14 protein-coding genes are annotated in these 15,763 nt (G+C 65.0%); 8 read left to right on the forward strand and 6 right to left on the reverse strand.

The window, feature by feature from the left end; translation table 11 throughout:
• The first annotated feature begins 145 nt into the window (after positions 1-145).
• Together ACOOHP_RS02170 and ACOOHP_RS02175 are read left to right on the forward strand one after the other, a co-directional pair.
• Positions 146-1,537, forward strand: coding sequence for a DUF1329 domain-containing protein (locus ACOOHP_RS02170; RefSeq protein WP_420464823.1), 1,392 nt, complete (start codon positions 146-148; stop codon positions 1,535-1,537).
• Between the two features lie 347 nt (positions 1,538-1,884).
• Positions 1,885-3,276 (forward strand): DUF1329 domain-containing protein, encoded by a 1,392-nt coding sequence (locus tag ACOOHP_RS02175; protein ID WP_420464824.1) that lies wholly within the window; start codon positions 1,885-1,887, stop codon positions 3,274-3,276.
• 33 nt (positions 3,277-3,309) lie between these two features.
• Here the strand turns inward: ACOOHP_RS02175 and ACOOHP_RS02180 are convergent, their stop codons facing one another.
• The 3 genes from ACOOHP_RS02180 to rfbC are packed head-to-tail and all read right to left on the reverse strand — an operon-like array spanning position 3,310 to position 5,774.
• Positions 3,310-4,332: a glycosyltransferase family 2 protein gene (locus ACOOHP_RS02180; RefSeq protein WP_420464825.1), complete on the reverse strand. Its 1,023-nt coding sequence runs from the start codon at positions 4,330-4,332 to the stop codon at positions 3,310-3,312.
• A gap of 4 nt (positions 4,333-4,336) precedes the next feature.
• The gene (gene rfbD / locus ACOOHP_RS02185) at positions 4,337-5,212 is read right to left on the reverse strand and encodes a dTDP-4-dehydrorhamnose reductase (RefSeq protein WP_420464826.1); all 876 of its coding nucleotides are present in this window, start codon (positions 5,210-5,212) and stop codon (positions 4,337-4,339) included.
• A gap of 7 nt (positions 5,213-5,219) precedes the next feature.
• Positions 5,220-5,774 (reverse strand): dTDP-4-dehydrorhamnose 3,5-epimerase, encoded by a 555-nt coding sequence (rfbC, locus tag ACOOHP_RS02190; protein ID WP_420464827.1) that lies wholly within the window; start codon positions 5,772-5,774, stop codon positions 5,220-5,222.
• 175 nt (positions 5,775-5,949) lie between these two features.
• On the opposite strand from rfbC, the gene ACOOHP_RS02195 reads away from it, so the two are divergent.
• From ACOOHP_RS02195 to ACOOHP_RS02205, 3 genes are all read left to right on the forward strand, one after another.
• Positions 5,950-7,488, forward strand: a complete 1,539-nt coding sequence (locus tag ACOOHP_RS02195; protein ID WP_420464828.1) for an FAD-binding oxidoreductase — start codon at positions 5,950-5,952, stop codon at positions 7,486-7,488.
• Positions 7,489-7,496: 8 nt separating this feature from the next.
• Positions 7,497-8,387, forward strand: coding sequence for an AEC family transporter (locus ACOOHP_RS02200; RefSeq protein ID WP_420464829.1), 891 nt, complete (start codon positions 7,497-7,499; stop codon positions 8,385-8,387).
• Between the two features lie 70 nt (positions 8,388-8,457).
• Positions 8,458-9,042, forward strand: a complete 585-nt coding sequence (locus ACOOHP_RS02205; protein WP_420464830.1) for a RidA family protein — start codon at positions 8,458-8,460, stop codon at positions 9,040-9,042.
• A gap of 3 nt (positions 9,043-9,045) precedes the next feature.
• Here ACOOHP_RS02205 and ACOOHP_RS02210 read toward each other — a convergent pair whose 3' ends face one another.
• Together ACOOHP_RS02210 and ACOOHP_RS02215 are read right to left on the reverse strand one after the other, a co-directional pair.
• Entirely contained in the window at positions 9,046-9,510 is a 465-nt protein-coding gene (locus ACOOHP_RS02210) for a DNA polymerase III subunit chi (RefSeq protein ID WP_420464831.1), read from the reverse strand.
• Between the two features lie 6 nt (positions 9,511-9,516).
• Positions 9,517-11,031 (reverse strand): leucyl aminopeptidase, encoded by a 1,515-nt coding sequence (locus ACOOHP_RS02215; protein WP_420466933.1) that lies wholly within the window; start codon positions 11,029-11,031, stop codon positions 9,517-9,519.
• A gap of 302 nt (positions 11,032-11,333) precedes the next feature.
• Between ACOOHP_RS02215 and lptF the strand changes: the two genes are divergently transcribed.
• Positions 11,334-12,422 (forward strand): LPS export ABC transporter permease LptF, encoded by a 1,089-nt coding sequence (gene lptF, locus ACOOHP_RS02220; protein WP_420464832.1) that lies wholly within the window; start codon positions 11,334-11,336, stop codon positions 12,420-12,422.
• The gene (gene lptG / locus ACOOHP_RS02225) at positions 12,419-13,492 is read left to right on the forward strand and encodes an LPS export ABC transporter permease LptG (protein WP_420464833.1); all 1,074 of its coding nucleotides are present in this window, start codon (positions 12,419-12,421) and stop codon (positions 13,490-13,492) included. The genes lptF and lptG overlap by 4 nt, the downstream gene beginning before the upstream one ends.
• A gap of 272 nt (positions 13,493-13,764) precedes the next feature.
• On the opposite strand, the gene ACOOHP_RS02230 is transcribed toward lptG, so the two are convergent.
• Positions 13,765-14,934, reverse strand: coding sequence for a PQQ-dependent sugar dehydrogenase (locus ACOOHP_RS02230; protein ID WP_420464834.1), 1,170 nt, complete (start codon positions 14,932-14,934; stop codon positions 13,765-13,767).
• A 131-nt stretch (positions 14,935-15,065) separates the two neighbouring features.
• On the opposite strand from ACOOHP_RS02230, the gene ACOOHP_RS02235 reads away from it, so the two are divergent.
• On the forward strand, positions 15,066-15,722 hold the full coding sequence (locus tag ACOOHP_RS02235; protein WP_420464835.1) for an NAD(P)H-binding protein: 657 nt from the start codon (positions 15,066-15,068) through the stop codon (positions 15,720-15,722).
• Positions 15,723-15,763 lie beyond the last annotated feature (41 nt).

A 15,763-nucleotide genomic window follows, 5' to 3' on the forward strand; every position in this document is an offset into this window, starting at 1 on the left:
ATCCAGGTTACCCCGGTTGAACGTAACGGATATGTCTTACGTTTTAAGCGCTGCGCACCGCGTGTCGGGTGCTAAGCGTGCGCCAAACTAGAACCGGATTTCAACCGCCGGAACCCCAGGTTGAACTGAGGAGGAGGGAAACAGCATGCGTATCAGAAAGTATGATTTTGACTACAGCCGTCGCATCTTCATGGAGAAGGTGGCGATGGGTGCTGGAGCCGGGGTATTGGCGCCGTTGTGGCCGACGATTGCCAACTCTGCCGATGACATCAGCAAGGCCTATCCGGACGAGCTGCTGTCCATCGAGATGTACACCAAGGGCAAGGTCAAGCCAGGTGACGTCATCACCGCCGACAACGTCGAGGTGGTCAAGGATCTGCTGGAGCCGATTGCCTACGAACAGGTCAAGAACCACGGCCGCCGGATCAATATCGTCGAATCCAACAAGGACGTCACCAAGCTGTTCAACGCCACCTACCTGGAAAAGACCCTGCAGAACAAGGGACGCGCCAAGGTCGGACCGGACGGCAACATCTGGACCGACGGCGACACCTCCAAGCCCTGGATTGGCGGCCTGCCCTTCCCCGACGCCACCGATGGCTTCCAGACCCAGGCCAACCTCACCCTCAACTGGGGACGGCATGACTACAGCCAGTACGCCATCCCCTTCTACAGCCTGAACCCGGACGGCGAAGTCGGCTACCGGCATGAGCTGGTGTGGTGCGAACTCAACACCACCTCGCGCCTTGACGGTACCGTGTTCCAGGGCCAGGGCGACAAGCTGCGTCTGCAGTCGGTGTTCTTCACCGCCCCCAACGACACCAAGGGCAGCTCCTTCCTGTCAGTGTGGTACTACGACCAGCGCAAGTTCCCCGATCTGTACGGGTACTTCCCCGCGTTCAAGCGCGTGCGCCAGTTCCCCACCAACCAGCGTTTCGAGCCGCTGGTGCCGGGCGTCACCTTCTTCCTGTCCGACGCCTGGGCCGCTGGCGACCCCATCCTGACCTGGGGCAACTACAAGATCGTCAAGCGCATGCCCATGCTGGGTGCGATCTCGGGCTACCACAATTGGCCGGGCGGCAAGCACCCCACCTGGGACATGACCACCCATGGCGGCCCCAAGGGCAAGACCTTCTACGACACCTGGATGGAACTGATTCCCGAAGCCATCGTGTTCTCGGCCGAGCCCACCGGCTACCCACGCGCCCCGGTGGGTCGCAAGGAAGTCTATGTGGACGCCCGCAACATGATGTTCCCCAGCCAGGTCACCTATGACCGTCGTGGCGACATCTGGAAGCAGTTCGAGCCTGGCTTTGGCCAGTACAAGAACGATGTCGAAGAGATTCTGGCGCTGGACGGCAAGCCGGACTGGAGCTGGATCTACTGCCATACCCACGACATCCAGTCGGGCCGCATGACCCGTTTCCGCCACGAAAAGAGCCTGCCCTCGGGCTACAAGAGCAAGTACTCGACCGAAGGCGAGGACGTCTATAACAAGTACCTCACCACCTCAGCCATGGCACGCCTGGGGACCTGAGGCAGAACTGTCCACGACAGAACGGTTGTCTCCTCAACAGCGCCCGGCCTTTATGGCCGGGCGTTTTTTTTGCTAGGTCTGGCCGCGTCGCGGTCGTGTCTCCAGCATTCGCGACCACGGGGCTTCGGCCTATTTACCGAATACAGGAACCCAAGTTCGCGTAAACGCCGACAAGCGGTGCGTCCACTGCATTGGAAGCCCCGTAGATAGGACATCTGATCGGTTTTCGGAACGGTAATACAGGTTTCGGGTCGATCAGATGAGGAACCCATAAAGTCGGTGTCGGGCTTGCGCCCAGTCACCGAATCCCAGCGCAACGATTTGAGGACTACGGTAGGAGACTCACCATGCGTATCAGGAAATACGATTTTGATTACAGTCGCCGCACATTCATGGAGAAGGTCGCCATGGGTGCCGGGGCGGGCGTGTTGGCGCCGTTGTGGCCGACGATTGCCAACTCTGCCGATGACATCAGCAAGGCCTATCCGGACGAGCTGCTGTCCATCGAGATGTACACCAAGGGCAAGGTCAAGCCAGGTGACGTCATCACTGCCGACAACGTCGAGGTGGTCAAGGACCTGCTGGAGCCGATTGCCTATCAGCAGGTGAAAGAGCAGGGTCGCCGCATCAACATCGTCGAGTCCACCAAGGACGTCACCAAGCTGTTCAACGCCACCTACCTTGAGAACACCCTCAAGAACGCGGGTCGCGCCAAGCTGGATGCCGACGGCAACATCTGGACCGACGGCGACACCTCCAAGCCCTGGATTGGCGGCAACCCCTTCCCCGATGCCAAGACCGGCTTTGAAGTGCAGGCCAACCTCACCCTCAGCTGGGGTCGTCACGACTACAGCCAGTACACCGTTCCCTTCTACAGTCTGAGCCCGGACGGCGAAGTCGGTTACCGGCATGAGCTGGTGTGGTGCGAGCTTAACACCACCGCCCGCAGCGACGGCACCGTCTTTCAGGGCCACGACGACAAGCTGCGCTTCCAGTCCGTCTTCTTCACCGCCCCCAACGACACCAAGGGTAGCTCCTTCCTGAGCGTCTGGTATTACGACCAGCGCAAGTTCCCCGACCTGTACGGGTACTTCCCCGCGTTCAAGCGCGTGCGCCAGTTCCCCACCAACCAGCGTTTCGAGCCGCTGGTGCCGGGCGTCACCTTCTTCCTGTCCGACGCCTGGGCCGCCGGCGACCCCATCCTGACCTGGGGCAACTACAAGATCGTCAAGCGCATGCCCATGCTGGGTGCGATCTCGGGCTACCACAATTGGCCGGGCGGCAAGCACCCCACCGACGACATGACGGTCCACGGCGGCCCCAAGGGCAAGACCTTCTACGACACCTGGATGGAACTGATTCCCGAAGCCATCGTGTTCTCGGCCGAGCCCACCGGCTACCCACGCGCCCCGGTGGGTCGCAAGGAAGTCTATGTGGACGCCCGCAACATGATGTTCCCCAGCCAGGTCACCTATGACCGTCGTGGCGACATCTGGAAGCAGTTCGAGCCTGGCTTTGGCCAGTACAAGAACGACGTGGCCGAAGTGGCCGGTCCTGGCGGCAAGCCGGACTGGAGCTGGATCTACTGCCACACCCACGACATCCAGTCGGGCCGCATGACCCGTTTCCGCAACGAGAAGAGCATCCCCTCGGGCTACAAGCGCCAGTTCACCACCGAGGGCGTAGACGTCTACAACAAGTTCCTCACCACTTCGGCGATGGCACGCCTGGGGACCTGAGAAACCTGTTTTACGTTCAAATGCGCCCGGCCTTCATGGCCGGGCGTTTTTTTTTGGCGCGATCCGGAAGCTGCGTCTGAACAAGGCATCCAACGGATTGGTGGACAGCCAGCGCAGGACTTCCCGGCGATCCGCGGTCCTGCCGGACTGGATCGCCGCGCGTTCGCGCCAGGTCGCCGGAAGGCCGGCCAGGCCGTCGCGCACCGCCGTCAGCATCGCTGCACGCTGTGCAAGCGAACCGCGCTTGAGCACGCTGCGCAGCAGCGTCCATGCCACGCTGCCCGGCAGGCTGAGGGCGAGCCAGGGCATCGGCAAACAGCGTGTCAGTACCCAGATCAGATTGCGGTTGCCGTGGTAAAGCGAAAAAACGCTGGTGCCCGACTCGGTGCTGGCGCCGCCAACGTGTTGGATCTGCGCCAGTGCTGACTGCCACACCTGCGCGCCCTGCAGTCGTGCTCGCAGGCACAGGTCCACATCCTCGACGTAGCAGAACAGTCGTTCCTCGAAGCCGCCCAACCGTTCGAACCAATCCCTGCGGATCATCATGGCGGCTCCGCAAGCCGCCAGGACCGGTCCTTGCGCAAGCACAGCCGGCACCGGCCTGCCGTAGCCGGCACGCCAGGTCACGCCGAACAGGGACAGACAGTCACCGCTACCGTCCATCGTCGTCGCTGTCCCGGCGCGGAACTGGGTGGACCCGAAGATCGAATAATCCGGATGCCGGCGTGCCTCCTCCAGCAGACAGTCCAACCAGTTCGGGGCCGCGATGGCATCCGGATTGAGCAACGCCAACCACGGCGCGACGGCGTCGCGTGCGGCCAGATTGTTGCCGGCAGCGAAGCCCAGGTTATGTGGCAGCGCAATGCGTCGAAACCGCCGGTCCGGCAACGTTGGATAAGCCGACTCGTCGGTGGACGCGTTATCTACCAACACCACCTCGAACTCCGGCATCGTCTGCATGCGCAAGGACTCCAGGCAGCGTGCGAGCCAGCGGCCGCTGTTGTAATTGACCACCAGCACGCGCACACGGGGTGGATGCGGGGGAGCACCGCTCATGGTCTTATCCGGCCGCCAATTCGCGCAGCGCGGCGTCCAGCCCGACCCGCCAATCCGGCGCGGTCAAGCCGAGTTCCGCGCAGGCGCGCCCGCTGTCGAGGCGCGAATTGCCGGGGCGCGGCGCACGTGTGGGGTACTCTGCGGTGGCGATCGCTTCGATCTGCGGCAGGCTGTCAATCAAGCCGGCCGCCTGTGCGCGGATGAGAATCTCCTGTGCAAATCCGTGCCAGTTCAGATGTGGCACGCCGCCGTAATGCCACGTGCCCGTCGGCACGGGCTGGCCGTCCATTAGTCTGCCCGTCAGCGCCAGCACGGCTTCTGCGATGTGTCCCGCCCAAGTGGGCCCGCCCCATTGGTCGCTGACGACGCGCAGGTGGTCGCGGGTTGCGCCCAGGCGCAACATGGTCCGTACAAAGTTGCTGCCATGGGCAGCGAATACCCAGCCCACGCGCAGAACCGAATGCCGCTCTGCGCTGCGGGCCGCCAATTCACCGGCGAGCTTGGAAGCGCCGTAGATGCCGCGCGGATTGGCGAGGTCATCTTCGCGGTACGGCCGTTCCAGCTTGCCGTCAAAGACGTAGTCGGTCGAAAGGTGGATGAGGTGAGCCTGAGCCTGCTGCGCATAAGCGGCCAGAACCTCGATGGCGTCGCGATTGACGCTAAACGCCAGGGCGGATTCGTCTTCCGCGCGGTCCACCGCGGTGTAGGCGCCGACCGACAACACCAGCTCCGGGCGAAATCGTTGCAGCCAAGGTCGCAGCGTGGCGGGGCGGGCGAGATCGAACTCGGCCCGACCCGGCGCCAGCAGCTGGAAGCCGGCCGCTCTCCGACGCACCTCGGTGCCGACCTGCCCGCTGCCGCCTGTCAGCAGGACCCGCATCGTCCGCTCAGTCATAACCGGGCAGGTCGGGGTGGTCCGACAGTGCGGGTAACTCGCGGTCCTTGCCAGAAAGTATGGGCGCCACCCCCGTGTCCGGCCAGACGATGCCGATATCCGGGTCATTCCAGATCACGCCACGTTCCGATTGCGGGTGGTAGTAGTCGGTACATTTGTAGATGAAGTCGGCCTCCTCCGACAGCACCAGGAAGCCGTGCGCAAAGTCGGGCGGTACATACAGCATGCGGTGACGAATATCGTCGAGCTCCAGACCGAACCACTGGCCGAAATGCGGCGATCCGCGGCGGATGTCGACCGCCACGTCAAACACCCGACCGCGCGAAACCCGCACCAGCTTGCCCTGTGGCTGCACGCGCTGGAAATGCAGGCCTCGCAAGGTGCCCCGACGCGACCGCGAATGGTTGTCCTGCACGAACCGCCCGCCGATGCCGGCCTCGCGCAGCAGCGAATCGCGAAAGGTTTCGACAAAAAATCCACGAGCGTCGCCATGAACCTCAGGCTCCAGGACGAATACGCCAGGCAGTGCAGTGGAAGCGACGTTCATGCGACAGACTCTGAAGCGCGGTGCATTGGTGAAGCGGGGTAGAAGAAGGCTAACAGCTTGAAGCCGGCTCTCCCAAGGTCGTATCCGGGCGCGCCGGCTGCACTAAAATGCGGGCTCCGGTCCGGCCCGCGCGCGGACACCCCAGTTGCCGGCGCAAGGGCGCCCATCCGATCCCGTGATTGCCGCCACCACCCTCAGCGAAGCTTTCGGTCATTGCTACCTGACCGACCCCGAACGCTGCCGTCCTTACGAAGTTCCCGAACGAGGCCTGCCGGGCTACAGCAGCGGTGTACTGCTGCCGGATACGCCGGAGCAGGTTTGGCAGGCGCTGGAAATCGCCAACCGCGAGGGGCTGAGTTACGTGCTCAGCGCCGGTCGCACCGGCTTGGTCGAGGCGCAGCGGCCGCAAGGCGAAGTCGTGCTGAGCCTGGAGCGCCTGCGGGAGGTGAAAGCGTTTCGCCTCGCCGACGGACGCGGGTGCGAGTTTGCGCCTGGCATCGGCATCGATGAGGCGCGCCGGCAGTTACTGGCGTGGTGGACGCACCAGGGACGGCCCGAGCTGGCCGGTGCCACCGTCATCGCCGAGGCGGGCCTTGCTGTGGACGCGCTCAACGAGCTGCTTGGCGCGGTCGGTCGGATGTTTCCGATGGAGATGGGATCCACCGCGACCGCCAGCGTCGGCGCCTGCGTGGCCAATGCCTCGGCCGGGGCCAACGCGGTGTGCTACGGCACCGCTGCGCATATGGCGGCGGCGGCTTGGGGTTACTGGGGCGATGCGAGCGAGGCGGGGCCGTGTAGCGCTGGAGGTTGGACGCGACCCGCGGTGGACGAGCTGGCCATCGATTCCATGCGTCTGCCGCCTGCCTGGGGACTGGCCGGATCGCAGGGCGTTTTCGGCCTGATCACGCGAGTCGAGTTACGTACTCAGGCGATCCCGCAAAGTCGGGAGGGCGTGCTGCTGGCAGTGGACGGCATGCCCGAAGCGATGGCCCTGCTGTCGCTCGCCCGCGCCGAATTCGGCAACGGCATCGAAGAATTCGAGTTTCTGTCGCGCAGCGCCGTCGAGTTGGTGCTGCGACGCCGGGGCGGCGACGTGCGCCTGCCGTTCGATGCCACCCCGGACCTGCCCTACCTAGTGCTGCTGCAGATCAGAAGCGATCGCGAGGACGAAACCCTGGCCGAGCGGCTCTATGCATTCTGCAGCGGTGCCGGCGGAATCGATGACCGTCGCATCGGCTACGCGCCGCTGCCCGCGCTGAAAAAAATCCGCCACTCGGTGACCGAGGCCAGCAACCTCGAACTGCGCGCCCTCGGCGGCGGTCGGCTGTCGTTCGACACGGCCACCCCGGTGGCCCGTTTCGGTGCTTATCTGCACAAGCTGGCCACCGAACTGCGCCGCATCCGGCCGGATGTGCAGCTGATCGACTTCGGTCATGCCGGCGTCGGCGGCGCGCACCTGCACCTCCTCGGCAGCGCCGATCGTTCGGTCGCTGCGGATGCCGCCGAACTGACCCGCTGCGTCATCAACATCACTCTGGACGCTGACGGCACTTTCAGCGCCGAGCACGGCGTCGGACCGAAGTGGGCAGACGAGATGCTGTCCTGCACACCGGCGGCGCGGCTGCAGGAACTGGCCGCGCGCAAGCGCCGCTACGATCCCCGCTTGGTGCTGCAGCCGCGCAGCTTCGGCTTTGACCGTCTGCTGAAAGTTTGAGCGCATTCTTGCTCCTGCTGACCTGCCCGTTACTGGGTTGGATGGCGGCGCGCTATCGGTGGGTGCCCGAAGGTGCGCGCGACGGCATCAATGCCTGGGTCCTGCGCATCGCCTTTCCGGCCTTGGTGCTGGAACTGGTGCCGCGTTTGCAATGGGACAGCCGCCTGCTGTTCGCCGCCGCCACCCCGTGGCTGACCGTGCTGGGGGCCGCCATCCTGATTCCCCGGATCGGGCGTCGCGCCGGCTGGAGTCGCGACAGTATCGGCGCGTTGGTGTTGACGTGCGGGCTGGGCAACACCGCTTTCATCGGCTTGCCCATGATCCAGGCGCTGGCAGGTCCGCAGGCACTCGGACCTGCGCTGATCGCCGATCAGCTTGGCAGCTTTCTGGCGCTGTCTTCGGTTGGGGTGGTGCTGGCGTCCGTGTATGCCGGGGATCGCGTCGAGGTCCGCGACGTGGCGCGGCGTCTGTTGAAGTTTCCACCTTTCATAGCACTGCTGCTCGCGTTCGCGGTGCGGCTGACGGTCGGCGACTGGCCGGCGCCGGTTTCGACCGTGCTGCACCGCCTGGGCGATACGCTGACCCCGCTGGCCTTGTTCGCCGTGGGCCTGCAGTTCCGCTTCGGAGCCCTGCGCGGTCGGGCGCCGATGCTGGCGACCGGATTGGCGTGGAAGCTGGTCCTGGCGCCGCTGGCAGCGGTGCTGCTGGCCTCCGCTGTGGGCGTGGGCGGTACGCCGATGCTGGCTGGGGTGCTGCAGGCTGCCCAGGGCCCGATGATTACTGCGGGCATTCTGGCGCAGGAGCACCGGCTGGATCCGGAGTTGGTGACCGTGGTCGTCGGCGCCGGCATCGCCATCTCGTTCGTCACCGCGCCGTTGTGGTACCTGCTGTTGTCGTAACCCGGTGGGCCACCGCGTCTCGATGGCGTATCTTTCGGGCTACCAGATCAACCCGACAGGAAAGCCTTGCATGCACCGTCTACCGATTTTCCTGGTCCTGGCCGCGCTGAGCGGTTGCGCCAGCCTGCAGCCGGCGCCGCCGCCGGCCCCGAGTGCGCAGTTCGTGGTGCCGGAAGGCAGCGAGTTCGTCTCCAACCTGTTTGGTTATTCTCAGGCTGTACGTGTCGGGCCGTGGATCATGGTCTCGGCGCAGCCGGGATACGACGTGGACAAGCGTGGCTTTCCGGAGACCCTGGCGGAGCAGGCGGCGATGGCATTCAAGAATCTGGCACTGGTGCTGGCCGCTTCGGGGGCCACGCTGAACGATGTCGTCTCCCTCGCCAGCCATCAGACCGACATGGAGCAGTTTCCGGAAGTGGTGGATGCGCGCAACGAGGCCTTCGGCGAGCATCGCCCGACCTGGACTGCGGTAGGCGTGTCGGCACTGCCGCTGGCCGCGATGCAGTTTCAGATCAGCGCCACGGCTTATGTCGGTCCTGGGGGCGTGCAGGGCGCTGCCCCACCAGCTGCCGTCGCACCGGCTGCGGGGAACGAGACCCTGGAATCAGCCGAACAAGGCAATCCGCCGCGCTTCTTCAATCGGCCGGGGTATTGACGATCACGCGGCGGTCTTGCGCAACCAGCCACCGTCGGCGGCCTGTTCGAACACATTGAGTTCGTAACCGCGTTCCTTGTAGTAGCGATAACGGTCGCGCGATTGCGCGCGTCGCGCAGGGTCTTCGGACACCACCTCCAGCACGCGTTCGAAGCTGGAGAACCAGGCGGGCACGCCCTCGGCCAAATTGACCAGAATGCTGCGATGACTGTCGGGAGGCTCCGCTCCACCGATCAGTACCGGCGGAATTGGATCTTCGATCGGTGACCCCGGGTGGTGACGTTCGTGCGGCACGAAGCCGCCCTGGCGGAAGCTCCATAGGGCTCCGTCCACGGCGTCGGCGGCGGCGGGGTCGGGCGCGTGCACATAGAGGCGATGACCGGCGCCTACCGCTTTCTCGCACAGACGGCAAGCGGCGGCCACCGCACCGCCGCCGTCCGACAGCAGATAGAAGTCGATCCGCGTCATGTCGGGTCAGTCTTCGCTCTGCCGCGCCGCCAGGTTGAGCAGGTACTGCACCAGCAGCGGCACCGGTCGACCGGTGGCTTTCTTGCCGATCCAGGCGGTGCCGGCGATATCCAGGTGCGCCCATTTCATCTTGCGGGTGAAGCGGTGCAGGAAGGTGGCGCCGATAATGGCGCCGCCCTCGCGGCCATTCTTGGTAGCGATGTTGGCGATGTCGGCGCACTCGCTCTTGATGTGGTCATCGTATTCCGGCCACAGCGGCAGTTCCCACACGCGGTCGCCGATCTGTTCGCCCGCCTGGGTCAGGGCACGTGCCAGTCCGGCGTTGTTGGCAAACAGGCCGCTGGGATAGCCGCCGAGTGCGACGACGCAGGCGCCGGTGAGCGTCGCCATGTCGATGCACACCGCGGGATCGAATTCGCGCTCCACGTAGGTCAGCGCATCGGCCAGGATGAGCCGGCCCTCGGCATCGGTGTTGAGGACCTCGATGGTGATGCCGGCCATGCTGGTCACCACGTCGCCAGGCTTGACCGCCTGGCCATCCGGCAGATTCTCCGACGCCGCCACCACGCCCACCAGGTTGATCGGCAGCTCCAGTTCCTGCACGGCCTTGAAGGTGCCCAGCACCGCCGCCCCGCCGCACATGTCGAACTTCATCTCGTCCATCTGCGCAGCGGGCTTGATGCTGATGCCGCCGGCGTCGAAGGTCAGCCCCTTGCCGACCAGCGCCACCGGCTTTTCGCCTTTCGGGCCGTTGAGATACTCCAGCACGATCAGTTTGGCCGGCTGCCGACTGCCGGCCGACACGGACAGCAGGGAGCCCATGCCGAGCTGCTGCATGTCCGCCTCTTCCAGCACCCGGACCTTGACGCCCTTGCGGGAAGCCAGCGCCTGGGCGGTTTCGGCCAGATAGGTCGGGGTGCAAAGATTGCCGGGCAGATTACCCAGATCTTTAGCCAGCGCCTGACCGACGCCGATGGCCAGCGCATCGCGCATACCGGCTTCGCCAGCCGGAAGGTCGGAGCGGCGCGGCACATCGAAGGTCAGGCGTTCGAGCTTGTAGCTGGGCAAATCTTCGCGCGCCTGCTCTCCGCGGCAGGCGTCGAAGCGGTAGTACTCCGCCTGCGTGGCGAGCAATGCCTGCAGCACGTTCCAGCGGAAATCGCGGCCCTTGATTTCCTGATGGGTGAGAAAGTTGACCGCGTCGATCGAGCCGGTGTTGCGCAACGCACTGCTGCTTGCCGCGATCGCCTTGCGGAAAGCGGCTTCGTCGAACCCGCGTTCGCGTCCCAGTCCCACCAGCATCACGCGGTCCGCGAAAGTACCCGGTACGTTGTGCAGGACCAGTGACTGGCCGAGTTTGCCGTCCATATCGCCGCGACGCATGACGCTGCCGACGGCGCCACCCGACGCGCGGTCGATGATCTCGGCCATCGTCGTCGGGCTGCGGCGTTCGAATATGCCCACAATCACACAGGCAACGCGCTGCTTTTCGGGGTTGCCGCTCTTGACGAAATATTCCATGGCTTCCTTTTTCATGACGAGTGCCGCGGGGCGCTTATTTGTTCGAGTCCAGGATCGCGAATCTGCCCCAAATTGAAATCCTTGCAGGGCCGAGACCGGCAAGGACGCGTCAAAGTTCAACGGTGGCGGCCGGGCCGCCGATATTATCCGGTTTGCGTGGAATTCATTCGTTCTGTCGGAGGCAGCGGCGACTAAAAACTTTCTGCGGTGCGCTTGCGAACCGGGGCAGACCGGTGGCGTCCAAGGGCTGCGGGCATTTGCCGATTAAACTTGTGTTTTCGACCGCCGGACTCTCGCTCCCGATGCTGCGTAGCACCCTAGACCGATATCTGCTGCGCGAAACGCTGGCCGCAACTTTGGCGGTCACCCTGGTCCTGCTGGCCATCATGCTGTCGGCACGCTTCGCGCGCTTCCTGGCGGCGGTCGCCACCGGCGATCTGCCGCGCGATCTGCTGGCACTGGTGGTGGGCCTTTCCAGTCTGCAGTACCTGGTGCTGCTGCTGCCGGCCGCCTTGTTGCTGGCGGTGATGCTGACTCTGGGCCGGCTCTACAAGGACAGCGAGATCGCCGCGATGATGGGTTGCGGTGTCAGCCTGGGCGGGCTTTATCGGCCGTTTCTCGGTTTGTCGGTGCTGATGGCGATCATCACCGCCTGGCTGGCGTTCGACGCCGGCCCGTGGGCCGGCCGGCAGGTCGACTTCATCTCCAAGGACGCCCGCCGACTGGTGCAGTACACGCCGTTCGAACCGGGGCGATTTCGTGAAGTCGGCGGCGGGCGCGCCGTGTTCTACACCGAGCAACTCGATGCCACGGGCGAAAAGCTCACCACGGTGTTCGCCCGAATTCAGGAAGACGATTCGGAAAGCGTGGTCATCGCCAGCGAAGGACGGCAGGTGATCGACACCCAAACCGGGGAGCGCCACGTGACGCTTTACGGGGGCTGGCGCTACGCCGGCACGCCGGGTCAGGCCAGCTTCGAGGTCGTGCGATTCGAGGAGTTCGAAACGCGCATCACCCCACCAGACTTTGTCTACGCCAGCAGCAAGCGCAAGCTGTCGACGACCGCGGACCTGTGGGCTTCGGACGACCCCGAAGACCAGGCCGAACTGGCCTGGCGGGTGGCGGCGCCGGTATCGGTGCTGGTGCTCGGCCTGCTGGCGGTACCGCTGGCACATCTGCGTCCGCGGCAGGGGCGTTACGGCAAGCTGGTGATCGGTATCGTGCTGTACCTGCTCTACTCGAATCTGCTCGGTCTGGGGCAGGCCTGGATCGCCAAGGGGCAGGTGCCGCCCTGGATCGGGTTGTGGTGGGTGCATCTGTTGTTCGGGGCAGGTGCGCTGTGGTTGTTCGCGCGGCGCCAGGGCTGGTGGCAGCGGGGCGCGCGGACATGAGGCTCTGGTTCGGGCGCCTGGACCGCTACGTGATGACGGCCATCCTGGGCCTGAGTGCCGTCGTCGGGCTGGGACTAGTGTCGCTGTACAGCTTCATCAGTTTCATCACCGAGATCGACCAGAGCAATGATCGCCTGGGCGTGGCCCAGATATTTGTCGTGACCCTGCTGACCATGCCGGCCGGTCTGTACCTGCTGATGCCGTTGGTGGCCATGCTTGGAACCTTGCTGGGCGTGGGCCAGCTGGCGACCCAAAGCGAGATCACTGCGATGCGCGCTGCCGGCTACTCCAACCTGCGGCTGGGTCGCGCCGCACTGATCGCCGGCCTGTTTCTGGGTTTGCTGGCGATGGCGCTGGGCGAAAGCGTGGCGCCGCTTGGGCAACAGGCGGCCGAGCGCATGAAGTCTGGTGTGCGCGCCGACAACCTCGACGACACCGGCGTGGGCCCGGTGTGGCTACGCGATGGAGCCGACTTCTATTACATCCGCCGTCTGCAGGCCGACGATCGCTTTGCCGATGCCGAGATCTACCGCTTCGACGACGAGCTGAACCTCAACTCCATACTCTCGGTCGACGGCGCCAGCTACGACGCCGGGAACTGGCAGTTCGAAGGCGTGGTGGAGACCCGTTTCGAGGCATCGGCCGTGCACGTGGAACGCCGGGCGACGCAGATCTGGCCCAGCGGTATCGAGCCGGAGGTGTTGGAGCTGTACGTGCTGGAAGCCGACACCTTGTCGGCGGCGGGTTTGATGCGGCTGATCGGCTACCTGGACAGCAACGGGCTGGATACTCGCGAGCAGCAACTGGAGCTTTGGCGCAAGTTTGTGGCGCCGCTGACCGTCATGGCCATGGTGTTGTTCGCGGTGCCGTTCGTGTTCGGGCCGACGCGCGGCGGTGGCGCCGGCCAACGACTGCTGATCGGCGTGTTGGTGGGTATCGGGTTCCATCTGCTCAACGAGATTTCCGCCAATTTCGGGGCGCTTTACGGCTGGCCAGCGCCTGTCGCGGCGGGCCTGCCCACTGCCTTGCTGATGGCAGTGGGAACCGCCAGGCTGGGTTTCGCCCGCTAGCCCGCATTTCTCTCGGGTGGATCGAGCGATGGCTGTATGTCGAGGACATGCAGGGCGCCGGGGTGGAGCGAACCCGGGGCGAGTGAACCGCAAGCCCTGCGCGCCGCAGGCAGGCCAGCGCCGATCCAGCCGGAGAATCCTCCCGACAGGTCGTTTCCGAACCCAGCTCCGGGAACGCCGTGAGGATGGGAAGTGGCAAGGGATTCTGCGGCGACCCGTGGGAAATGCGGGCTGGGGGTTCGGCATCTTTCCCGCGGCAGTCCGGGCAGCAGCTAGGGCGCGTCGGTCTCTTCGCCCACCAGTCGGTACAGCATGCCGTCGTAAGCGGTGACCAGAATCTCGCCGTCCGGATCGAAGCCGAAGCTGCTTGGGTTGGGCAGGCTGCCGATCTCCACATTGCCGGTTGCCACGCCGCCGGCCTCGGTCAACACCCAGACCCGGCCGCTGATGAAGTCGCCGTAGACGTAGCGACCCACCAGGGAGGGCAGCGCGCGCCCGCGATACACCACCCCGCCGGTGACGCTGCGACCCTGGGAGCGTGGATAGGTGAACACGGGCGCCACGAACTCGGTGAACGCCACATCGTCCGGGTTGACGTTGGAGCGAGTGCCTTCGTAAAGGCGCCAGCCGTAGTTGCCGCCGCGCTGGATCAGATCGATCTCCTCCTGGCTGCCCTGACCGACATCGCCCGCCCACAGGCGCCCGTCGGCGCTGTCGAACGACATCCGGAACGGATTGCGCAGGCCGTAGGCCCAGATCTCGCCGCGCGCGCCGGCGGTGTTCACGAAGGGATTGTCGGCGGGAATGCTGCCGTCGCTTGCGATGCGCAGAATCTTGCCGAGCAGATTGCCCAGATTCTGTGCGTTGTTCTGCGGGTCGTTGGCGCTGCCACCGTCGCCCGAGGCCACATAAAGACGTCCCTCCGGTCCGAATGCCAGCGCGCCGCCGTTGTGATTGCTGAAGGGCTGCGAGAAGCGCAGCAACTGCACCTCGCTGGACACATCGGCGACGCGGGTGATGCGGTCGGCGGTGAAACGGGCGACCACTGAATCGCCGGTGTCAGCGTTCGGATTGACGTTGGCGTTGTAATAGACGTAGACGTGACCGTTGCTGGCATAGTCGGGATCGAACGTCAGGCCCAGCAGGCCTTGTTCGCCGGCGGCGCGGGTGCGGTCGCGCAGGTCCAGGAAGGTCGGCGCCGCCGAGGCCGTCTCATCGCTGGCATCGAACACACGGATCAGGCCGCCTTGCTGGGCCACATACAAATGCGTGTCGTCGCCGGGCGCAGCGCTGATCGCCAGCGGCGAGTCGAAGCTCAAGCCGGGATACGCCGGCTGCAATGCCAGCTGCTGATCGATAGGCGGCTCACCGAATCCGCCACTGCCGCCACCGCCGCACGCGCACAGCATGGCCGCGAGCAAGAGCACACCGGGTTTGTACATGAGGACGCTCCGAATAGGTCGACTGGACCCTGCCGAAGCATACGCAGACATGGCACTCCGCGATGCAGGCCGTCCGTCTGACCGGCGGGCCGATTGGTTAGAATGTCTCTCCGTTCCGACCGACCTAGCGCATGTCGCGTACCGCACTCGTTGCCGGCCACACCGGGCTGGTGGGTCGCCAGCTGATCGCCGCCTTGGTGCTTGATCCGCGCTATGCCAGCGTCAAGGCGGTCGGCCGGCGGGCGCCTGACGTCAGCCACCCCAAGCTGGAGTTCGTGCAGACCGAGCTCGCAGAGCTGCGGCGTGTGCAGGACCGGCTGGGTGCCGACGATGCATATTGCTGCCTGGGCACGACCTTGCGTGCCGCCGGCTCCAAGACCGCATTCGAACGGGTCGACTACCACATGGTGGTGGACTTCGCGCGTGCAGCATGCGAGGCCGGCGCGCGCAGGTTCTATCTGGTGTCGTCGTTGTCGGCCAGTCCGCGATCACCGCTCTACTACAGCCGCGTCAAGGGCCGCACCGAGCAGGCGGTGATCGAGGTCGGATTCGACACCGTGCATATTCTCAGACCCTCGCTGTTGCTGGGTGCGCGCCAGGAGCATCGTCCGGGCGAAGCCATCGCGCAGAAGCTGGCGCCGCTGGTCAACCTGCTGCTTTCCGGGCCGTTGCGACGATATCGCGCGGTGCCGGCCGAGGAAGTGGCGCAGGCATTGCTGAGCTTGTCGAGCCGGGATACGACCGGGCCACACGTGCACACGTTGCCGCTGGAAGCTGAAGCCGCCTAGACCGCACTTCTCACGGGTCGCCGGAGAATCCCTTGCCATTT

Source organism: Panacagrimonas sp., assembly GCF_965216805.1.
Lineage (GTDB): Bacteria > Pseudomonadota > Gammaproteobacteria > Nevskiales > Nevskiaceae > Panacagrimonas.